Genomic DNA, 16,807 nt, shown 5'->3' with positions numbered 1-16,807 from the left:
AATCTCTTTTCGACAAATAAATCTTTACCATGGACACGTGCTTGCGGAATAAGAGGGCGCTAAACACACTAAACTGAAAGATATGACGTTGTAAGGATATAGAGCTCTAAACTATGGTACATATGAAAACAACCTTCAAATTTCTATTACTGTTTGCAACCATCTTGCTCGTTGGTTGTAAGAAATCACCTGAGGAGATTTTTGCTGAGCAGAAGTCGGGAGTGGTTCTTATCTGCAATGAATATTATTATGACATTACGCTTGCCAATGGCAGTCATATATACTTTACGGGACTGGATGCGGATGGTGACAATATCAACTCGTGGAGTGATTTTATGAAGAAGCCCTGCAACTTGCTCCGAACATCCAATGATGCCGATACAGACGGAAGATGTACGTTCAGCCATTCTTCAAGATTGCACCCGGCAGGGACGTGTGGAATATGGTGGATGTAGCTGTAGCGGGATTATTGTTATGGACAGTGTGGGCAGAAAAGAGCAAAACAGAATAGCTTATGTTAGGTGCAATTATTGGTGACGTGGTGGGCTCCGTGTATGAGTTCAACAACACAAAGGATTATTACTTTCATCTGCTGACACCGCGCAGCAAGTTTACCGATGACACGGTGATGACGCTCGCCGTGGCGAAATGGCTGACGGAAGATAAGACGCACAGTCACGAATACCTCGTGTAGTGTATGCGTGAGCTGGGTCTGAAATATCCTTGGGCAGGATATGGTGGCAGTTTCAAACGGTGGCTTATAGAGCGTGAGCCGAAACCATACAACAGCTGGGGCAACGGCAGCGGCATGCGGGTCAGTTCTGTGGGCTTTTATGCAAAGTGGGTCTTTTCTTCGTACAATATCTCTGCAATGGCTTCAACCTTGCCGATGCAGCTCAACTCACGTATAACAACTTCTACTTTCAGTCACAAGGAAAGGCTTTCTTGTTTAACCGTAAAAAGACCGCCGGGAGAAGTGAGAACGGTTCGGAGGTTATCATTCCTATCATCGAGCCACTGCGTTATATTCTGCATGACATTGCCGCAACACCCGAGATGGACAAGGCGGTCTTCCCTTGGATTCTGAATGGGGCCACTGACGAGAAAACAGTTCGGCGGCTGACCTCACAGGAGAACTCTAATGTGAAGGATCGTGTGATAAGGATCTGCGACGAGTGCCTTCACTGGGATATTCGCCCCAGTGGAACGTGGTGCCGCCATTCTTTCGCTACGAACCTTCGCAATGCGGGTGTTGAGATGAACTACATCTCTGAGAGCATGGGACACTCAATGCCCGATCATTCGGTGACGGAACTCTACATTGAGCATTACCCACTGGCGAAGCAGATGGAATACAATTCCCTGCTGCTGGACATCAAGAGTAATACCGAACAACGAAAGCAGAAGATTCTGAATTGTCTTGCGTCACTTTCTTTGGAAGAGCTTGAAGAGATTATGCGCGAGCGTCAGGCGCGCCTGAAGGCAGCACTGTCATTTCGTGACCGCAACTGCACTTTCTCGCTCACGCTTGACAAGCGGACGAACAGAAAGAATACCGAGGATTATCCATTGTCAGTGCGGTTTACCATTGACCGTAAGTCAATCTACCATCATGTCGGCAGAGAATACAGTCAAGCAGAATATGAGCAAATTCGCGATGCTAAGGAAGGTGATACACATTATGAGGAACGCCGACACTGGGGAGAGCTGATGGATCAGTATGAGCACTTAATAAGAGAAACGGTTAAAGGTCACGCGCTCACTTTGGATGTCATCAAGAGTAGATTAAACATTAAAGCAGATTGAGTGATAAGCAAATTGAAGTGAAGATGAACAAGGATGAACTCGACAACAAGATTGTCATATATCAGACCGAAGACGGAAAAAACCAACTTGACGTGAAGTTGGAGAATGAAACGGTGTGGCTGACACAGGCACAGATGGTACAGTTATTTGATTCCAGCAAAGCCAATGTTAGTGAGCATATCAAGCACATTTATGAGGATGGTGAATTGGCTGCCGATTCAACTGTTCGGAAATTCCGAACAGTTCAAACGGAGGGCAAGAGACAGGTCGGTCGTAATGTAACCTATTATAACCTTGACCTCATTATCTCGCTTGGTTATCGTGTAAACACGAAGAGAGGTATTCAATTCCGTCAATGGGCTACAAGCGTATTGAGGGATTATCTCATCAAAGGCTACGCTATCAACCAGCGAATCCGTGAGGAGAACTACCGGCAGATGGTACAATTGGTACGCTCGATGGCGAGGACGGTGAAGTTGCAAGACCTCAGCAAGGAGGTGCGCAACGCCCTGCTTGATGTTGTCGTGGACTACACTTTCGCCCTTGACCGTCTTGACGACTATGATTACCAGCGGCTGAGCATTCCAGAAAGTTCCACAGAGGAGAAGTTCCACGCTACATACGAAGGTGCAATGAAAGTCCTTGCGGAACTGCGAGAGAAATTTGGCGGAAGCGGACTCTTCGCCAACGAGAAGGACGACAGTTTCAAGAGTAGCATAGGCCAGATATATCAGACCTTCGGAGGTCAGGATCTTTATCCGACCGTAGAGGAGAAAGCAGCCATGCTCCTGTATCTTGTCACCAAGAACCACAGTTTCAGTGATGGCAACAAGCGTATTGCCGCTACCCTCTTTCTTTGGTTTATGAACGAGAACGGCATTCTCTATGGCGATATGCACAATAAGCGAATTGACGATGCAACCCTTGTTGCCCTTACTCTGCTCATTGCCGAAAGCCGTCCTGAGGAAAAGGATACTATGATAAAAGTTGTCGTGAACCTTATCGGACATGCCAAATAACTTGTTAAGACATCTGTCTGTAGTCTTCCCGTCAATACTGATGGGTAACGACTTGAATCATAAGTTACTTTTATTCCGCCGTGACGCAATAGAACGAAGATGAAACCGTTATTGATAATACTAGCTCGTAAAGAGTACCTCTCCGAGCACTACGTTGGTTACTCATGTATCTCACGACCATACGTTCGACATCTGTCTCAAGCAAGGGGCTCTGATTAGGCCGAAGAAAGATTACTACATAACAAAAAAAGCACCCGCAATAGGGCGCCTTTCACATAAATAATAATTGTCTCCGTTGATGCTGGTTATATAACTCTTCGAGGGGGAAGCCACCTCCAACTCTCAAAAATATAAGATAACTGGAATGGGCTTTACAAAAAGCATCAGACATGGCGAGCAAATGCTACCACATCATTGAGCTTTAACTGTCCAATCTTGATATAAAGAGTCCAATGGCGTTGTTTCTTCTTTAATATCAAATCCTAAATCTTTGAGACCAATAAAGTTAATTTTGAATTCAGAGAGAGCATTTCGTTTAACTTTGATTTCACCTTTCTCGTTTGCAATGACATTTCCATCGTCATCTGTCCAAACAGCAAAAATATCCATTATCGCATTATATCCTTCTACAGAGGCAGGTGGCAATTGATTGAACGAATAGAAAATTTCTTCATCATAAACAGGGTCTGTAGAACTTATTGTTATATGATGGTTGCGCAGTAAGCTTAAGGTTACCGAACCATATTTTGGAGGAGTAATTATATAGTGTATGCCGAAAAACGCACGCTTTACTGTTATATCCAATTTATCCGACGTCGAAGGATCAAAATTATCTATAGATGTATAATATTTATATGCTCTCGGATACCATGTGGTGTCGCTTTTCTCCTCACCCACCTTAGTCTTTCCTGTATAGATACCAGTAAGATTGGCATTCTTATCGTAAACAAACGCATTCTCCAAAGGGGTAGCATTAGTTCCATTTGATAACATTGGTTCGTAGAACTTGTTGCCATCGTGGTAAAGAGTGTCTCGGTCATTGCGGAATTCCAGGACATCGATCCTGTATTTGTGCCCCTCCTTCATTACGGCTGAAATGGGACTGTTTGCATCGAAAAGACCATAAGCGTATTTCGAATACTCTTTATCATTCAATTCCAAAATGTTAATGGCGTAGTATCGTTTGCCATCAGTATTGAAGACTCGTGTAGCCGGGTTTAATACGATCTTGCCGCCTTCGTCGTTAAGGTTAAAAGAAACCGTCTTGGTAGTCTCACCGGCAGAAATTCCAGAAGTTTCTGCTTCGTCGGTAACAGAATTGCCACATGATGCAAATGTAATACAGGCAATTAAAGAAATAAAGAAAATCGAACTTTGTTTCATAACTTTTCAGGTTGTTAATTGTTAAACAAATTGTTTTGTTTTTTTAGTTATGGCTTCAAAGTTAAATATAATTATCTGAAAAAGCAAATTATTTTTTATTTTTATTTATAAATTTTGGCGTATAGGTCATTTTGCGTGCTATTTTTTTTTGTACTATATCTCTATAGGTCAAATTCTGCAAATGACAAGACTCTGAGGAAACTTATTGTTCCTCAGAGTCTTATAAAAAATATCAACAACAAATTGTGCACTTTGTTGCGGAATCAAGGGTACAGAAAAATACAACGCAAAATGACCTATACGCCAAAAAGTATCGGTATATTCATCGACATCAACGATCTCAAACTCATTGTCCCCGAAAGGCAAGTCCAAAATCTTCTTGTACCCTTTCTTCATCTCACCCATGAACTCTTTACAGATGTGTTGGGCATGACCTTTCCCCGAAAAAGACTGGTTCGACTTGTATTCACCACACATCTTACAGTAATGTCCTTTATGCTTCTTTGCCATAACCGTTTATTTTGTCAAATACGAAATCAACTGCTCCATGCTATTTTCGATACTCTCAATAGTCGGTATATCTTTGTAGGCAAGGTCAGGTAGTTCTTTTGCATAGACGTTGCTTAACGCTGCCCATACATTATGTAGGTCACTGATGATTGGAGAATCCATGATGTCTTTGTTTTGCCATCCTTCGGGCTTGTCGAATCTCTGTTGGTCTTGCGCGAACAATTTGCTGAAGTCTGATTTGAAAGCGTTACTTTTCAGATAGTCTTGTGTCTCGGCATCATTCAAGAGAAAATGCAAATCATAGAAATGGCGTATCTTGGCTGTCAATTCCGGCATGTAGTTGTCGGCTAAGGAACAGCGAAGCAATGATACCAATTTCTCTGTCAATGTCCTACGCCTGTCGAGAACATTCACCTCGAAAGGTTGCATACCGTATTCCTCTATCAAGTTCTCGTTGCCTGTCTTTTGCAAGAACTCGGTCAAGAAGCTTTTCAGTTTACATTTCTTAAATGGATATGGATTGGCAAAGGAATTGATTTCAACAAGCAACTGTCCTGCCTTGATAGCACCTACTTGTAATGTATCAATAGCTCTTGGATAAGAATAGTATGCCTTGTGATAGTGAGATCCCTTGCTCGTAAAACCAGGCATATCCATTTCCTGCAGACCTTCCGTCATGCTTTTGGCAGTTCACTTGATCAGCATCTTCAATTGGTTGCCGCTGAGCGTCCATGCCTCAGAGATAGCAATATCTATGTCTTCTGAGAATCTACTACCGATACCATATGCTTTTGTAAGACTTGTTCCTCCTTTGAAAATGGCACGGTTATCCTTGTCGTTCGCAGCCATCAATGACAACGAGCGACAAATCCAATAGTCCTTCTCGATGAAGATGCTCTTGATGCCAAGTCCTCCATCTTCTATAGGTTGTGATGCTGCTTACAATGCGTCAGAGAACAACTCCCAGTTTTCATGTAATCTCATATGATGTTCCAGTTTCTTTTGTTTGGTAATACTTTGTCGGAGATTGGCAACTTGTAACTGGTCACTCCATTCAATGTTTTGCTGATGGTTTCCGTTTCCAGTTCCATGTTCTCGTAGATGGCACCAAGCAAAGCTCTTACATAAGGGGTGTATGCCAAGGATAGTTCTGCCAATTCTCGCTTCTGTTCCATTGAAAGAGCATTGATCGCTTTGCAAATGTTTATCACACAGTCATCAGGTGAAGTGGCAGGAATGTCCTTTATAAGGCGCAGAGCATCCAATATTCTAAGTAGTGGAATATTGCTTGATGTTATGGGGTTCTCTTGTAACAAAAAAGATATTTTCACGCCATTTCTTGTGATGGGTCTCCGATATTTATTTGTGCCGACAAGGATGGATGAACTTATCTGTGTTGTCAGACCCATAGCTGCAAATGCGGCAGTTCCTGTAATGTAACCCACAATCTTGCCATTTTGCTCCAGAAAGTCTTTTACAAGTTCAGAATCTGCAGGTTTCAGATTTCCAAAAATGGTCTTCTTCGGAATATAGTATTTCCCCTTTGCTATCTTTTGCAGCTCGCCTCGGAGCACAAGACGGTTGAGAGCTTTGGCGAGTGCCGGCTGATACCGCATCTCCACCCCAAAGTCTCTTGTTGTCAATACAACCCCAGCAGGGGTTGATGACAATTTTTCCTTTACCAGTCTTGCTATAACCATGTTTATCTTCTTTTTTCGAGTGTAAAGTTAATAAAAGTCTTGTTTTTTGCGCAATAAACTTGACTTTTATATATTTCTTTAACCATTTTCATGCTATAATCCATCCCATACCCTTCATCTCTCCTTTGTCTGATGACTTCTCTTTCCTTTTTATCCATGTCCAATCAATTGCTTCGTACTAAAAAAGTCGGCTCTTTGCAGGGTCGGCTTCAACGATATTGTCTACAAAAATAAGCATTTACTTTTGATTTGACACTATTTCGCATAGATAACTTCTTATCTATTAGGATATTTTAGAATTTATATGTGGTCTGTTAAGTCATTTATGCCTGACAAACGAATGTCTTTCCTGACATTTGTCTGACATTTGCCTATTTTACATCTGATACACGCGGCTCATGCCGTCGGGTTCCATCGGGGCGATGGGTTGGCGAAGAAGAACAAGGTAGAAGCGGGGGAAGGTCTCGACGGGCGGATGGTTGGCGATGTAGCGGTCTATCTTCTGCCGGGCCTCGTTGCGCAGGGTGTCGTCGCGGCATGGTACGAGGTGGTCTTCATTCACAAAGACGATGTGCCAGAAGGCCATGTAGCCGATGACGTAATGCTCCACGGCTGCGGCCTCATCCTTGTCGATGCCTGGGATATGAACCAAAAGGGGCTGGCGATCATTTTCGCAAATGCCCACCACGGCCCATGAGAGATTTATGTATTTGAAGTTGTTCTGCATAGTTGGGATGTTTTAGAGCCTTTTCTTTTCCTCATTACCAGCACCCGTACCTTTGTACTTTGAGTTTGTGGCGTTGAAGTTATATGTAAGCGATACACCGGCGTTTTGTGTATAGACATAAGCATCCTTTGCCATTGTGGAAACGGGATAATAACCCGTCCATCGTTCACGGAGATTGCAGAAGATGTCGTTGGCAAAGAGGGCCACGGTGAGGTTGCCGTCGAGGAAGGTCTTCTGTACTCGCGCGTTGATGTTAAACTCATGGGCATTGTGGTTAAAGCCGTAGTCGTAGCTGGTGGAATAATGCAGATAGAGCATCGCCTTCGTGGTTTTGTTAATGGTGAACCAGTTGCGGAAGTTTATCTGCCATTCTGGTTTGTTGAGTTTTGTGGCGAGGCCGTATGCCTGGGTGTCGAAGTTCTGCTGCCAATAGCTCAATGTCAGCGTGGGACTGTAGAAACCGAATTTTGGCGAGGCAGTCAGCGAAGCGTTGAAACTCTCGAACTTGTCGAAGTTGCGGTTGGTCCAGAGGGTAATCTCTGTTCCTTCCTGATACAGATAGCCAAAGTTCAGTCGCAAATCCTTGTTGTAGCCGTAGCCTGCTGTGAAGTTCAGCCATGAGTAGGTGACGTTAAGGTCGAGGTTCTGCTTGATGGTAGGACGCAACAAAGGATTTCCGCCTTCGTACTCATAGCGATTATCGTATTGCACGTTTGAGTTCAGAGCCTGATAGTTGGGGCGGCTGATGCGCTTGTTATAGCCCAGTTGGATGCCCCATTTGTTCTTTTGCCAGCCGACGGAGATATTCGGAAACAGATCGTGGTATTTGCGGCTCGGCTCTGTTTGGTACTGACCGAAGGAATAGTAGTCGGACGTGACGGCCTCGTAACGTAGTCCGCCGTTGAGACTCCAATCACCCAACTTCAATTTGTATTCGGTAAATCCCGCTACATTGCTTTCCTTGATTTCATCATTGGACGGAGCCATCACTTGCTCCACATTACTATAGATACCGTGGCTGTTGGAACGTGACATTTCCGTGCCAGCACTCAGTTCGCCTTTCCATATCGGATAGGTCAGTACCAGTTTTCCTGCCAACATGTGGTTGCGGTTCTCGTTGTGGGTAGTTACGGTGCGGTCGGCCAGTTGCAGACTATGTTCAAAGGATGCCTGGTCGCGCATGTTTTTCTCCCATATCCACGAGCCGTTGAAGTCAATGCCGAGTTTCCCGGCCTTGCCCACATAGTAGATGTTTGCCTCATGCTGTGGGCGGTCATTTATATTCATTTCAATAAATTGGTCAACTATTCCTTCGGGGGCGTTGTTTCGTGTGATGGTCTGCTGTGTCTGAGCCGTTCCTCTTCCATAGAGTGACCCGCTTAAAGTATAGGAGAAACCGATAGAATTGTCATCGTTGAAGTCGTAACTGGCTCCTATCTGTCCGCCAAGCATGGTGTACCAAAAGTTGGAGGGACAAGCTTGTACAATATTTACGTGATTACCGTTTGCCCGGATGTCAGTCGTTATTGTATTGTCCTCGGAATGGTTGTCGTTATTGATCATCATGTTTCCGAACACCTCCAAACCGCCCGTGCGATATTTTACCGTGGCATCGTCGTAGGTTGTCCATTTCTCGTTATATTTTACTTGGCTGGATGCCTCCATGCTGATGCCGTCGCCCTGACGCTTCTTCGTCTTTATGCGGATGACCGCCCCGACTTCTGCATTGTACTTGGCACCAGGCGAGGTAATGACATCCACGCTCTTGATGTCGGTGGACTTCAGCCGCTTCAGTTCGCGGGCGTTCTGTACTTTCTTGTTGTTGATGTAGATTTCAGGTGTACCTTTGGCAAAGACGGTGAAGTTGCCGTCGCCACCCTGTACCTGTGGCAGCATCGACAGCACATCGTCAGCCGTACCGACATCCTTCAGAAGCGAGTTCTGAATATCGACGGTCATGCCTCCCGTGGTCATCTTATATTGTGGACGTTCGCCCTTCACCACCACTTCACCCAACTCTTTCGTGTCGGGCTGCATCTGGATATCGCCCACATTTCCAGTCCGTGCATCGAGATACTTTGTCGTATATCCAACGCTTGTCACTTTCAGCAGACCATCTTGTATGTCGGTGCTGATGCTGAATGTTCCGTCGTCCTTGGTCACGGTTCCTGCGATGAAAGCGGAATCGGCACGGTTGACGAGTACAACATTAGCAAACGGCATCGGCTGCGCTTGCTCGTCAATTACACACCCGCTAATGCTCTGTGCGGTCGATGTTATCGCCACGAGGCATATCATTGAAAGCAATACAATCCTTTTCATATATTTTCAATGTTTTGATTATAACCTTAATTTTTGTGAATTCAAATAGCAAGTGCAAATTTACGAAAAAGTTTTCGTAAATTTGCACTTGCTATTTGAATTCGTAGGCTGCTATTCCATGTATAATGGAAAATAGTCAATTCCCATTCGAATCCTTTGTTAAGGAATTAGCATGGAAACGAGGCATCATTAAAAACTACATAGATTGAATATGAAATGGCTGCATGTTTTATCCGCCTTTCTATTGTTGCTCTTCAACCATCATGCGTCAGCTACTAATGTTGTGGACAGTATATCTGACTCACTGTCAACGCAGCACTTGGGTGAAGTGCTGGTGTTGGCTAAAAGTGTGTATAGAGAAAATAACCATATCAACATCCTTCCCAGCAATCGTCAGAAAAGACATTCGGATACTGGATATGCCTTACTTCGGAACTTGATGATTCCGGGGATAGACATTGAAGACGATGGTGTCATCAAGGCTAAAGGCTCAGTAGCAGGTGTTTATATCAATGGGCAGCCGGCAGAAGTCCGTGACATACAGAATATTCATCCTGTTGATGTCGTGCGCATAGAGTATTACGACATGCCTGACGGAAAATACAGCAAAGATGTTTCGGCAATAAATTTTGTACTTCGTCAATACAAATCCGGTGGATATGTTCAGCTGTCTGGTGAGCAGGCTGTAAACATCAACAAGGGCAGCTACAATATAACTTCATCTGTTAGTAAAGGGAAGAATGCGTATTCTTTTTTTACAGGTTATGAATATTATTCAATCGATGATAATTCATTCCAAACAGATGAGAAATATAATTTCGCTGACTTTCAGATTGACCGGTATTCATCTTTTGTGCAACAAGATAAGAAACGTACCGGTTATGCCCAATTTCAGTTTTCTCACCAAACCGATAAGAGCTATTGGATCGGTAAGTTCACCTTTGTCGGCATCAAGAATCCGGGGAATATAACTTATGGTGACGTTTCTATAAGTCCCTGCCAGACTAATGCCTTCATGTCAAATGCCGCAGACAAATCCTATTCACCGAAAGTAGACCTGAATGCCAATATTCCCGCGGGTAAGAATGGAAACCTCTCTTTAGGTATACATGCCAGGCACCTTAATAATGATAATAACTATTCCTATGAGGAATCGGCATATCATTATACCATCAAATGCAATGAGAATGTCAATTCTTTCAACACCGGAGCCATTTATACTTTGAAATATAAGAAGAGCTCTTTTACGGCAGAAATGTTTGATTACTACACGCATTACAATACAGATTACATTTATGATGTAACTCAGAACAAACGCCTTTGGAAAAACGAAGCACTGGCCTTCGTCAGCGGTAAATTTCCTATCAACAACAATATCTATTTTTCAAGCAGGTTGGGGGTTGACTATTACCAGTATCATTTAACCGGCAGTAAACAGTTCCGGCAACTTACTCCAAGAGTGAATCTAAAGGCAAGCTATCAGCTTCACAACAGCGCATTGCAATGGTCTTTCATGTACGTAAATTCAAATTATGACATGGCAACCATCAACAACACGCCTGTATCCGTCAATCAATACCTGATTCGGCAAGGAAATCCTAATATCAGAAAGTCTCATGACATAGAAAACTCCATTTATTATTCCTGGCAATATAAAATTCTCAATATGGCAGCCATCATGCAGTATAGCTATTCGCATAATCCAGTAAGCTATAGCTATGAAAGAGAAGGCAGAACCATTATCCAGACGTTTGCTAACGATGGACATAATCAGGATTTGCTTGCAATGCTTGCAGCGAGCATTCGCTTGCCGAATTCATTTAGCATCAGCAGCAGCCTTTCTTACCAGAAAACAGATATATCATTGTCAGAACATTGGTCACACAACAACTTTACAGCAAACATAAGGTTGCAATGGCTCAATAAAAGCTGGAGTTTTATGAGCGGTATCAACTTTGCCAAGTCAGAGCTTAACAAGTATTCGCTGGAGGTAGTGAAACAGCCGTTCAACTATAATTTCAAAGTTTCATATAGTAAAGATAATTTATTAATCAGCTTCAATGCATTTGCACCATTCTATAATCGTCACATTAGAAAAGAAATACTTTCCAAGTATTATGAAGAGCAGCGTGATATATTAAATCACAGACTTTATAATTATTATAACCTGTCGATTGCATATACTTTTAATTTTGGAAAACGCATTCCATTTACTCAAAAGAACATTGATGAAAGAGTTGATAGTTCCATATTACATAGTAATTAAAATGATATTTGGAATAGAATTGCCTTAATGCCCTTAGATAGCTTTTGCTGTTGCGATATTTGACATACTCTCACCCCTGAAAGGATGAGAGTATGTCAAGAATGAGAAAATTGAATCCAATGAGAAAACAAAAATAAGGAAAAGTGCCAAAACAATATTTTTTAAATAGTTTTGGAACTTTTGAAGCAAAATACTAGTATTTTTGTAATGTGAATTGAAAGGTAATAGTATGGCACAGGCAACTTACAAGAATTTGACCAAGGACTATCGCAACATGAATCTTATGTCGGCAGTCGGGGTTGCATTGTCCTCCTGGAGAAAAAACTTCGGGGCTAACGAATTTGGCGAATTCGATGATAGCCACAAGCAACTTTCAATTAATGCAGTTGCAAAGGCGATTGGCGAGCGGTACGAGGGGGTATATCGGCTTGAACATGGCGGAGGAACTTCAACAGTTCTTGTGAAGTATCTTCTGTTCATCAAGCAGCACGACCCGAAGTTTGACCTTGAAGCAAGGATCAAGGAAATCATGGGGGACAAATATCCGAAATATTAGATAAACATAGGGTGCCACGCCAGTCCCGTGGTGTTCCTCAGAACGAGTCTGAGGTAACAACCGAGGCTGCCGTAACTCTTTTTTAGCATGGCTATAATTAGTGTTCACTGAATATATACAACTTGCTGATATTCAGAAAATAGCAGCGTTTTTATTTGGTGATTTAACATTTAATTGGTAGCTTTGTAGTGTTAAAGAAAACAGAAGATGAAGTATACGTCGCAGAATAAAAACAGACAATTGACGCTGGATATCTTCAGGTCGTCGCTTGACAGCCTGGACAAGTCCAACCGTTGGGTCATACTGGGCGATACTCTTCCCTGGGCCGAACTGGAGAAGGTCTACAACTCTAAACTGCACAACAAGGATAAGGGTGCAGGCAACAAGCCAGCCCGGATGATTATTGCCGCGATGATCATCAAGCACAAGATGAACCTCTCTGATGAGGAGACCATCAAGATTATCCAGGAGAACCCATACATGCAATATATGTGCGGTCTCTCGGAGTTGACCGACCAACCTATTTTCGATCCCTCGCTGTTCGTCACAGTCCGCAAGCGCATCACTGATGAGGAGATAAACGAAATGACTGTCCGTCTGCTTGAAGAGCAGAAAAGGCGCAAGGCCGAAGCGGAGCAGCGCAATGGCAAGGACGACGATGGGGATGCTGGGGCAAAGGGTGACAGTGGAACTACCAAGGAAGAGTGTAAGGAAAACGGCGCGGAGGAAGATCCTTTCGCCAAGGAGTTTACAGACTCGAAGGGCAGACGCCACAAAGGAGTGCTGAAGATGGACGCTACTTGTGCCAATGCAGAGGTACGCTACCCTGTAGATGTCGACATCATCCATGACGGCTGTAAGGTCGTGGACAGATATATACATAGCATTTGTAAGGCACTGAATATTAGTGACCGGCGCACGTCTTACAAGGATGCCCGCAGAGCCTATCTCATACTTGTGAAGATGAAAAAGAAAGGCTGCAGGCTTGTCCGTCTGACCAAGTCCTACATGCTTAGTTGCCTGGACAAGGAACTCAAACAGATTGTCGAGCTTTTTGTCAACTACACGGGCAGCAAGGCTCTTCTCGCAAAACATGAGCAGCATACACTCAATGCCACCTTCGACATGTACGTCCAGCAACTTGATATGCTCACGAATAGTATGCATACTTGCGCTAACCGCATCATCAGCATCTTTCAGCCTCACATACGGCCCATCGTACGTGGCAAGGCAAAGGCAAAAGTCGAGTTCGGTGCCAAGATTGGCGTAAGCATTTATGAGGGTTACACGTTCGTCGATCATCATAGTTGGGACGCATATAACGAAAGCTCCGACTTGGAACTCCACACTCGTATGTTTGAGCAGCGCTTCGGTTGCCTTCCGGCGACCATCCTCGCTGACATGATATATATGAACAGGAATAACAGGGAATACTTGAAAGTCAATGAGATAAAGACTTACAGCAAGCCTCTCGGCAGGCCTCCTAAAGAGCCAAGGCCATCCGAATATTACGACAATATGGCCAAGGCCATTGGGGACAGAAACGAAGTCGAATGCTCCTTCGGCACCGGCAAGAGAATCTACAGAGCCGACAACATACGAGCCAAGCTTCCCAATACAGCAGAATGCTGGACGGGAATGTGCTATTTCGTCAAGAACGTGATGAAGTTCCTTAGGGAACTTTGTCTTTGTCTCTTTGAGAAATTCGATTTCTGGCTTCATTTTCTTCTGTGTGGGTATAAGCGGGGCTTTGAATTTTTTAGACCCGTGTGGAGCGAAATATTAATTCAGTGAACACTAATTACCTTCTAATGCCACTTCCTCTGTTGATACCGAATTGTTGTTCGAGATTGAGGGAACTCTTTACAGCAATCGGAGCATATTGTCTATTTACAAACTCCCAGATAGTTGTTCGACCCTCTTCAAGCCTCTCATAGTCTTCTTGCGTTATGCCTATGTACGTAGTATGGTCAGGGATAGTATGGATCTGTACATACGGCCTTCCATTGCCCCATCTGTATCCCGTGAAAGATGGTCTCTCATCATATTCACTTCGTTCTGGAATGCCCTCAGACTCAATAAGAGCTTGGAATGCGCCCGGCAACAGATTAGCCCTATAATCAAATGCCGTAATCATGTTTTAACAAGATTCTGATAATCAGCATACTCCTTACTAAACTTATCGTATAGTTCTTTATTGGTATTGTAAACCTTTAAAATCTCACTTTGTTGTTTTTTCAACTCTGCTATTTCAGTTTCTAATTTTAGTTTCTTTTCCTGTAGGCTATCTATTTCCTGCTTGGTCTTTGCTGTTTGTATTTCATCTACTTTTTTCAGTATTCTTGGCGACAATAGAAGAGCGGCCAGCTGCTCCGCAGTTGCATATCCGTCATTATAGTCTTCAATCTGCTCTTTAGTAAGAACGACACCATTCAGCCACTCTCCATTAACAGCTGCAAAAACTGCCATTGCATAAATAAGTTTTTTCATACGATAAGGTTTAAATGATAATCTGCCGCAAAGATAACACCCATCTGTTCTCCCTATGCGGACACGTCCAATTATTTTCGAAAAATACACAATAGATGGATGCGTCCGCATAGGACGCTGTATGTACACGCTGTGGTAAAACTGTTCTTGAAAGCAATTGGGCAAATTATGACAATGGGCCAATAACAGACCTCCCAGAGGAGTTTAACGACAAGTTTGACAAGCAAGGCACCAAAACTCATATTAATATTAAGGACTCTCGTCACAGCTACTGCATAAGAATCACCGATGTAGAACAGAAACGTTCTCTTGTGCAGCGTAATGTCATGCTCGGTGGTTTCATTCAAACGGACTACAGTGAGATTAAGGTAAAAGACGCTATCGGTTCACTGTGGTGCGACGGTAACGATTCTTACAAGCCTCTTCTTACTACTTTAGGCATTTTGTTCAGCAGATGCCTTGCCTTCTATTTAGGTAAAGAAGCGAGTGACATAGACTTCCTCATAACACCTAACGACCACCTATGCATATATGATACTAATCCTGGTGGATCCGGCTATTCCAATAAGCTCGCAAGCATACCTGAGTTGGAACATATAATAGATATGTCTATTACCAAGCTTAACGATGCTAAAAGCAAAGATGAGCTCCTTGATAAGTTTACGCTAAAATATATTGATGAACTTGACATTGAGGGTGCTAAGAAATGGCTTAAAGCTGAGATAGAGTGCAGAAAATCATTCTCTAAAGTCGTTAGACAGCATTATCCTGATGCGGTCAAAGCTACTATTGAGGATATTATTAGTGATTGCAAGACTGCCAGATCCAAAACATTGTTTGTCAACTCGAACTTCTCTATATGGAATTATGACGAGACAGATACCAATACCTTCAAGAATCGCATTCTCGAAATACGAAAGAACGGAGCCAACTTCAACGTTGTTGGAGATTGCCAGTCTATTCCATTGCCAATTTATTACATTCTTCAGTCCATAAAGGATTGGTCTGGGAACATCTGTAATGCTTCCGTGGAATTAGGAGATGGTCTCTATCCTGTAGCTATCATTGATAATCACGTATATCTCAGTGATAAGATTGAAGCTTTGGCAATGAACGGTTCATGGGCAGCAGACTCACTGTATTGTGTCATGGGTATTGAACCTAAGATAAATTCTCAGCCAATAGACATCTATCCAAAACAAGATAAGACGATGACAATGGTAACCCATACCAGGAGCAAAGCACATTATGAGCGATGAACTCGCCAATTTACTTCTGAATTGTTCCGACGATGCGAAAGCAATTGTCGCCCAGTTCACCGACTATTGTCTCACTCACTCGAAAGAGAAGTTAAAAGTATCTTATCAAGATGAGCATCTTAAGTCTTATCTTGGCATGGTGGTCACTCTACAGTTCATTAAGTCATTCATCGAACCCATAAAGCGCAACTTCACGCTTGATTTCATTCTAGAGCAGTATTTCGAGAATAGTTACAAGAGTGGAATAGCCGTAAACTATAGCGAATATGGCGTTCGTGACAAGAAGCTTGATAAACTTGCAGCCGACTGGGTTGTTGAAAACGGTTATTCTGCAACTGTTGATATAGACACAAAGTTCCCGAAAGACTTACCTCATTGGCGAGTGTTAAAAATCACCTGCGGAGACGAAACGTTAGAGATCTATCCTAATGGTGGAATAATTAATGAATGGTTCATAGATACCGATGAAGCTCGCAAGCAAAGTAAATTCTACAGAGAAGACAATACGTCTGTTGGCGAGTCTATACCAATTCAAAAATCGAAAGACGTGATGTACGATATAAAGCTGGTAAAGTAAGACTGTGCATGGAGGGCTTTTTGTTTACATCTATATAGGATAGGCACTTCAAGATGGTTTGCCATCACGATGGTAACTCATCGAGCTAAAGAAATTAATTCTACTTTATGGTGGGAGGTTGAATAAAATTCTGTAAATTGCAATAAGTATGGTAATAAAGAAAAGTCAATTATACAGCACGTTGTTGGGCAG

Annotated in this window: 15 protein-coding genes and 2 pseudogenes; 9 read left to right on the top strand and 8 right to left on the bottom strand. The window is 43.0% G+C overall.

From position 1 onward, the window contains the following. Positions 1–113: 113 nt before the first annotated feature. The 4 genes and pseudogenes from NG346_RS10585 to NG346_RS10570 all read left to right on the top strand — a co-directional run bounded on the left by NG346_RS10585 (position 114) and on the right by NG346_RS10570 (position 2,825). Positions 114–455 carry a hypothetical protein gene (locus NG346_RS10585; protein ID WP_262288730.1) on the top strand — a complete coding sequence of 114 codons (342 nt, stop codon included), beginning with the start codon at positions 114–116 and terminating at the stop codon, positions 453–455. Positions 456–514: 59 nt separating this feature from the next. Further along, the gene (locus NG346_RS10580) at positions 515–694 is read left to right on the top strand and encodes an ADP-ribosylglycohydrolase family protein (RefSeq protein ID WP_262288729.1); all 180 of its coding nucleotides are present in this window, start codon (positions 515–517) and stop codon (positions 692–694) included. A gap of 146 nt (positions 695–840) precedes the next feature. Further along, positions 841–1,461: pseudogene (locus NG346_RS10575) on the top strand (integrase); the annotation flags it as partial. A gap of 368 nt (positions 1,462–1,829) precedes the next feature. Next, complete coding sequence (locus NG346_RS10570; RefSeq protein ID WP_262288734.1) at positions 1,830–2,825, top strand: virulence protein RhuM/Fic/DOC family protein; 996 nt, start codon at positions 1,830–1,832, stop codon at positions 2,823–2,825. Positions 2,826–3,236: 411 nt separating this feature from the next. Here NG346_RS10570 and NG346_RS10565 read toward each other — a convergent pair whose 3' ends face one another. The 6 genes and pseudogenes from NG346_RS10565 to NG346_RS10540 form a co-directional block, all read right to left on the bottom strand. Further along, positions 3,237–4,208: a hypothetical protein gene (locus NG346_RS10565; RefSeq protein WP_262288728.1), complete on the bottom strand. Its 972-nt coding sequence runs from the start codon at positions 4,206–4,208 to the stop codon at positions 3,237–3,239. 168 nt (positions 4,209–4,376) lie between these two features. After that, the gene (locus NG346_RS10560) at positions 4,377–4,718 is read right to left on the bottom strand and encodes a hypothetical protein (RefSeq protein ID WP_262288727.1); all 342 of its coding nucleotides are present in this window, start codon (positions 4,716–4,718) and stop codon (positions 4,377–4,379) included. Positions 4,719–4,724: 6 nt separating this feature from the next. Then, positions 4,725–5,567 (bottom strand): annotated as a pseudogene (locus tag NG346_RS10555) (nucleotidyl transferase AbiEii/AbiGii toxin family protein). Positions 5,568–5,698: 131 nt separating this feature from the next. Further along, positions 5,699–6,418 (bottom strand): DUF6088 family protein, encoded by a 720-nt coding sequence (locus NG346_RS10550; protein WP_262288726.1) that lies wholly within the window; start codon positions 6,416–6,418, stop codon positions 5,699–5,701. Positions 6,419–6,794: 376 nt separating this feature from the next. Next, the gene (locus NG346_RS10545; RefSeq protein ID WP_262288725.1) at positions 6,795–7,145 is read right to left on the bottom strand and encodes a hypothetical protein; all 351 of its coding nucleotides are present in this window, start codon (positions 7,143–7,145) and stop codon (positions 6,795–6,797) included. A gap of 12 nt (positions 7,146–7,157) precedes the next feature. Continuing rightward, positions 7,158–9,467 carry an outer membrane beta-barrel family protein gene (locus NG346_RS10540; RefSeq protein WP_262288724.1) on the bottom strand — a complete coding sequence of 770 codons (2,310 nt, stop codon included), beginning with the start codon at positions 9,465–9,467 and terminating at the stop codon, positions 7,158–7,160. Positions 9,468–9,678: 211 nt separating this feature from the next. Between NG346_RS10540 and NG346_RS10535 the strand changes: the two genes are divergently transcribed. From NG346_RS10535 to NG346_RS10525, 3 genes are all read left to right on the top strand, one after another. Continuing rightward, complete coding sequence (locus tag NG346_RS10535; RefSeq protein WP_262288723.1) at positions 9,679–11,733, top strand: outer membrane beta-barrel family protein; 2,055 nt, start codon at positions 9,679–9,681, stop codon at positions 11,731–11,733. Between the two features lie 229 nt (positions 11,734–11,962). Further along, complete coding sequence (locus tag NG346_RS10530; protein ID WP_262288722.1) at positions 11,963–12,289, top strand: hypothetical protein; 327 nt, start codon at positions 11,963–11,965, stop codon at positions 12,287–12,289. Between the two features lie 207 nt (positions 12,290–12,496). Beyond that, the gene (locus tag NG346_RS10525; RefSeq protein WP_262288721.1) at positions 12,497–14,083 is read left to right on the top strand and encodes an IS5 family transposase; all 1,587 of its coding nucleotides are present in this window, start codon (positions 12,497–12,499) and stop codon (positions 14,081–14,083) included. A gap of 7 nt (positions 14,084–14,090) precedes the next feature. On the opposite strand, the gene NG346_RS10520 is transcribed toward NG346_RS10525, so the two are convergent. After that, the gene (locus tag NG346_RS10520; protein ID WP_262288720.1) at positions 14,091–14,426 is read right to left on the bottom strand and encodes a hypothetical protein; all 336 of its coding nucleotides are present in this window, start codon (positions 14,424–14,426) and stop codon (positions 14,091–14,093) included. Continuing rightward, positions 14,423–14,779, bottom strand: coding sequence for a hypothetical protein (locus NG346_RS10515; RefSeq protein ID WP_262288719.1), 357 nt, complete (start codon positions 14,777–14,779; stop codon positions 14,423–14,425). Before NG346_RS10515 ends, NG346_RS10520 begins: the two co-directional genes overlap by 4 nt. A gap of 326 nt (positions 14,780–15,105) precedes the next feature. Here NG346_RS10515 and NG346_RS10510 point away from each other — a divergent pair, with 326 nt between their 5' ends. Together NG346_RS10510 and NG346_RS10505 are read left to right on the top strand one after the other, a co-directional pair. Beyond that, on the top strand, positions 15,106–16,038 hold the full coding sequence (locus tag NG346_RS10510; RefSeq protein WP_262288718.1) for a DUF1998 domain-containing protein: 933 nt from the start codon (positions 15,106–15,108) through the stop codon (positions 16,036–16,038). Continuing rightward, positions 16,028–16,615: a hypothetical protein gene (locus NG346_RS10505; RefSeq protein ID WP_262288717.1), complete on the top strand. Its 588-nt coding sequence runs from the start codon at positions 16,028–16,030 to the stop codon at positions 16,613–16,615. The genes NG346_RS10510 and NG346_RS10505 overlap by 11 nt, the downstream gene beginning before the upstream one ends. The last annotated feature ends 192 nt before the right edge of the window (positions 16,616–16,807 follow it).

The organism is Hallella absiana (assembly GCF_025457485.1).
GTDB lineage: Bacteria > Bacteroidota > Bacteroidia > Bacteroidales > Bacteroidaceae > Prevotella > Prevotella absiana.
This window is presented reverse-complemented; position numbering and strand designations above follow the sequence as displayed.

What these genes read in the sequence shown, in the direction of transcription:
- NG346_RS10525 (WP_262288721.1), top strand. Translation starts at nt 12,497, where the DNA reads ATGAAGTATACGTCGCAGAATAAAAACAGACAATTGACGCTGGATATC.
- NG346_RS10535 (WP_262288723.1), top strand. Translation starts at nt 9,679, where the DNA reads ATGAAATGGCTGCATGTTTTATCCGCCTTTCTATTGTTGCTCTTCAAC.
- NG346_RS10530 (WP_262288722.1), top strand. Translation starts at nt 11,963, where the DNA reads ATGGCACAGGCAACTTACAAGAATTTGACCAAGGACTATCGCAACATG.
- NG346_RS10565 (WP_262288728.1), bottom strand. Translation starts at nt 4,208, where the DNA reads ATGAAACAAAGTTCGATTTTCTTTATTTCTTTAATTGCCTGTATTACA.
- NG346_RS10540 (WP_262288724.1), bottom strand. Translation starts at nt 9,467, where the DNA reads ATGAAAAGGATTGTATTGCTTTCAATGATATGCCTCGTGGCGATAACA.
- NG346_RS10560 (WP_262288727.1), bottom strand. Translation starts at nt 4,718, where the DNA reads ATGGCAAAGAAGCATAAAGGACATTACTGTAAGATGTGTGGTGAATAC.
- NG346_RS10505 (WP_262288717.1), top strand. Translation starts at nt 16,028, where the DNA reads ATGAGCGATGAACTCGCCAATTTACTTCTGAATTGTTCCGACGATGCG.
- NG346_RS10585 (WP_262288730.1), top strand. Translation starts at nt 114, where the DNA reads ATGGTACATATGAAAACAACCTTCAAATTTCTATTACTGTTTGCAACC.
- NG346_RS10520 (WP_262288720.1), bottom strand. Translation starts at nt 14,426, where the DNA reads ATGATTACGGCATTTGATTATAGGGCTAATCTGTTGCCGGGCGCATTC.
- NG346_RS10550 (WP_262288726.1), bottom strand. Translation starts at nt 6,418, where the DNA reads ATGGTTATAGCAAGACTGGTAAAGGAAAAATTGTCATCAACCCCTGCT.
- NG346_RS10545 (WP_262288725.1), bottom strand. Translation starts at nt 7,145, where the DNA reads ATGCAGAACAACTTCAAATACATAAATCTCTCATGGGCCGTGGTGGGC.
- NG346_RS10515 (WP_262288719.1), bottom strand. Translation starts at nt 14,779, where the DNA reads ATGAAAAAACTTATTTATGCAATGGCAGTTTTTGCAGCTGTTAATGGA.
- NG346_RS10510 (WP_262288718.1), top strand. Translation starts at nt 15,106, where the DNA reads ATGCTCGGTGGTTTCATTCAAACGGACTACAGTGAGATTAAGGTAAAA.
- NG346_RS10570 (WP_262288734.1), top strand. Translation starts at nt 1,830, where the DNA reads ATGAACAAGGATGAACTCGACAACAAGATTGTCATATATCAGACCGAA.
- NG346_RS10580 (WP_262288729.1), top strand. Translation starts at nt 515, where the DNA reads ATGTTAGGTGCAATTATTGGTGACGTGGTGGGCTCCGTGTATGAGTTC.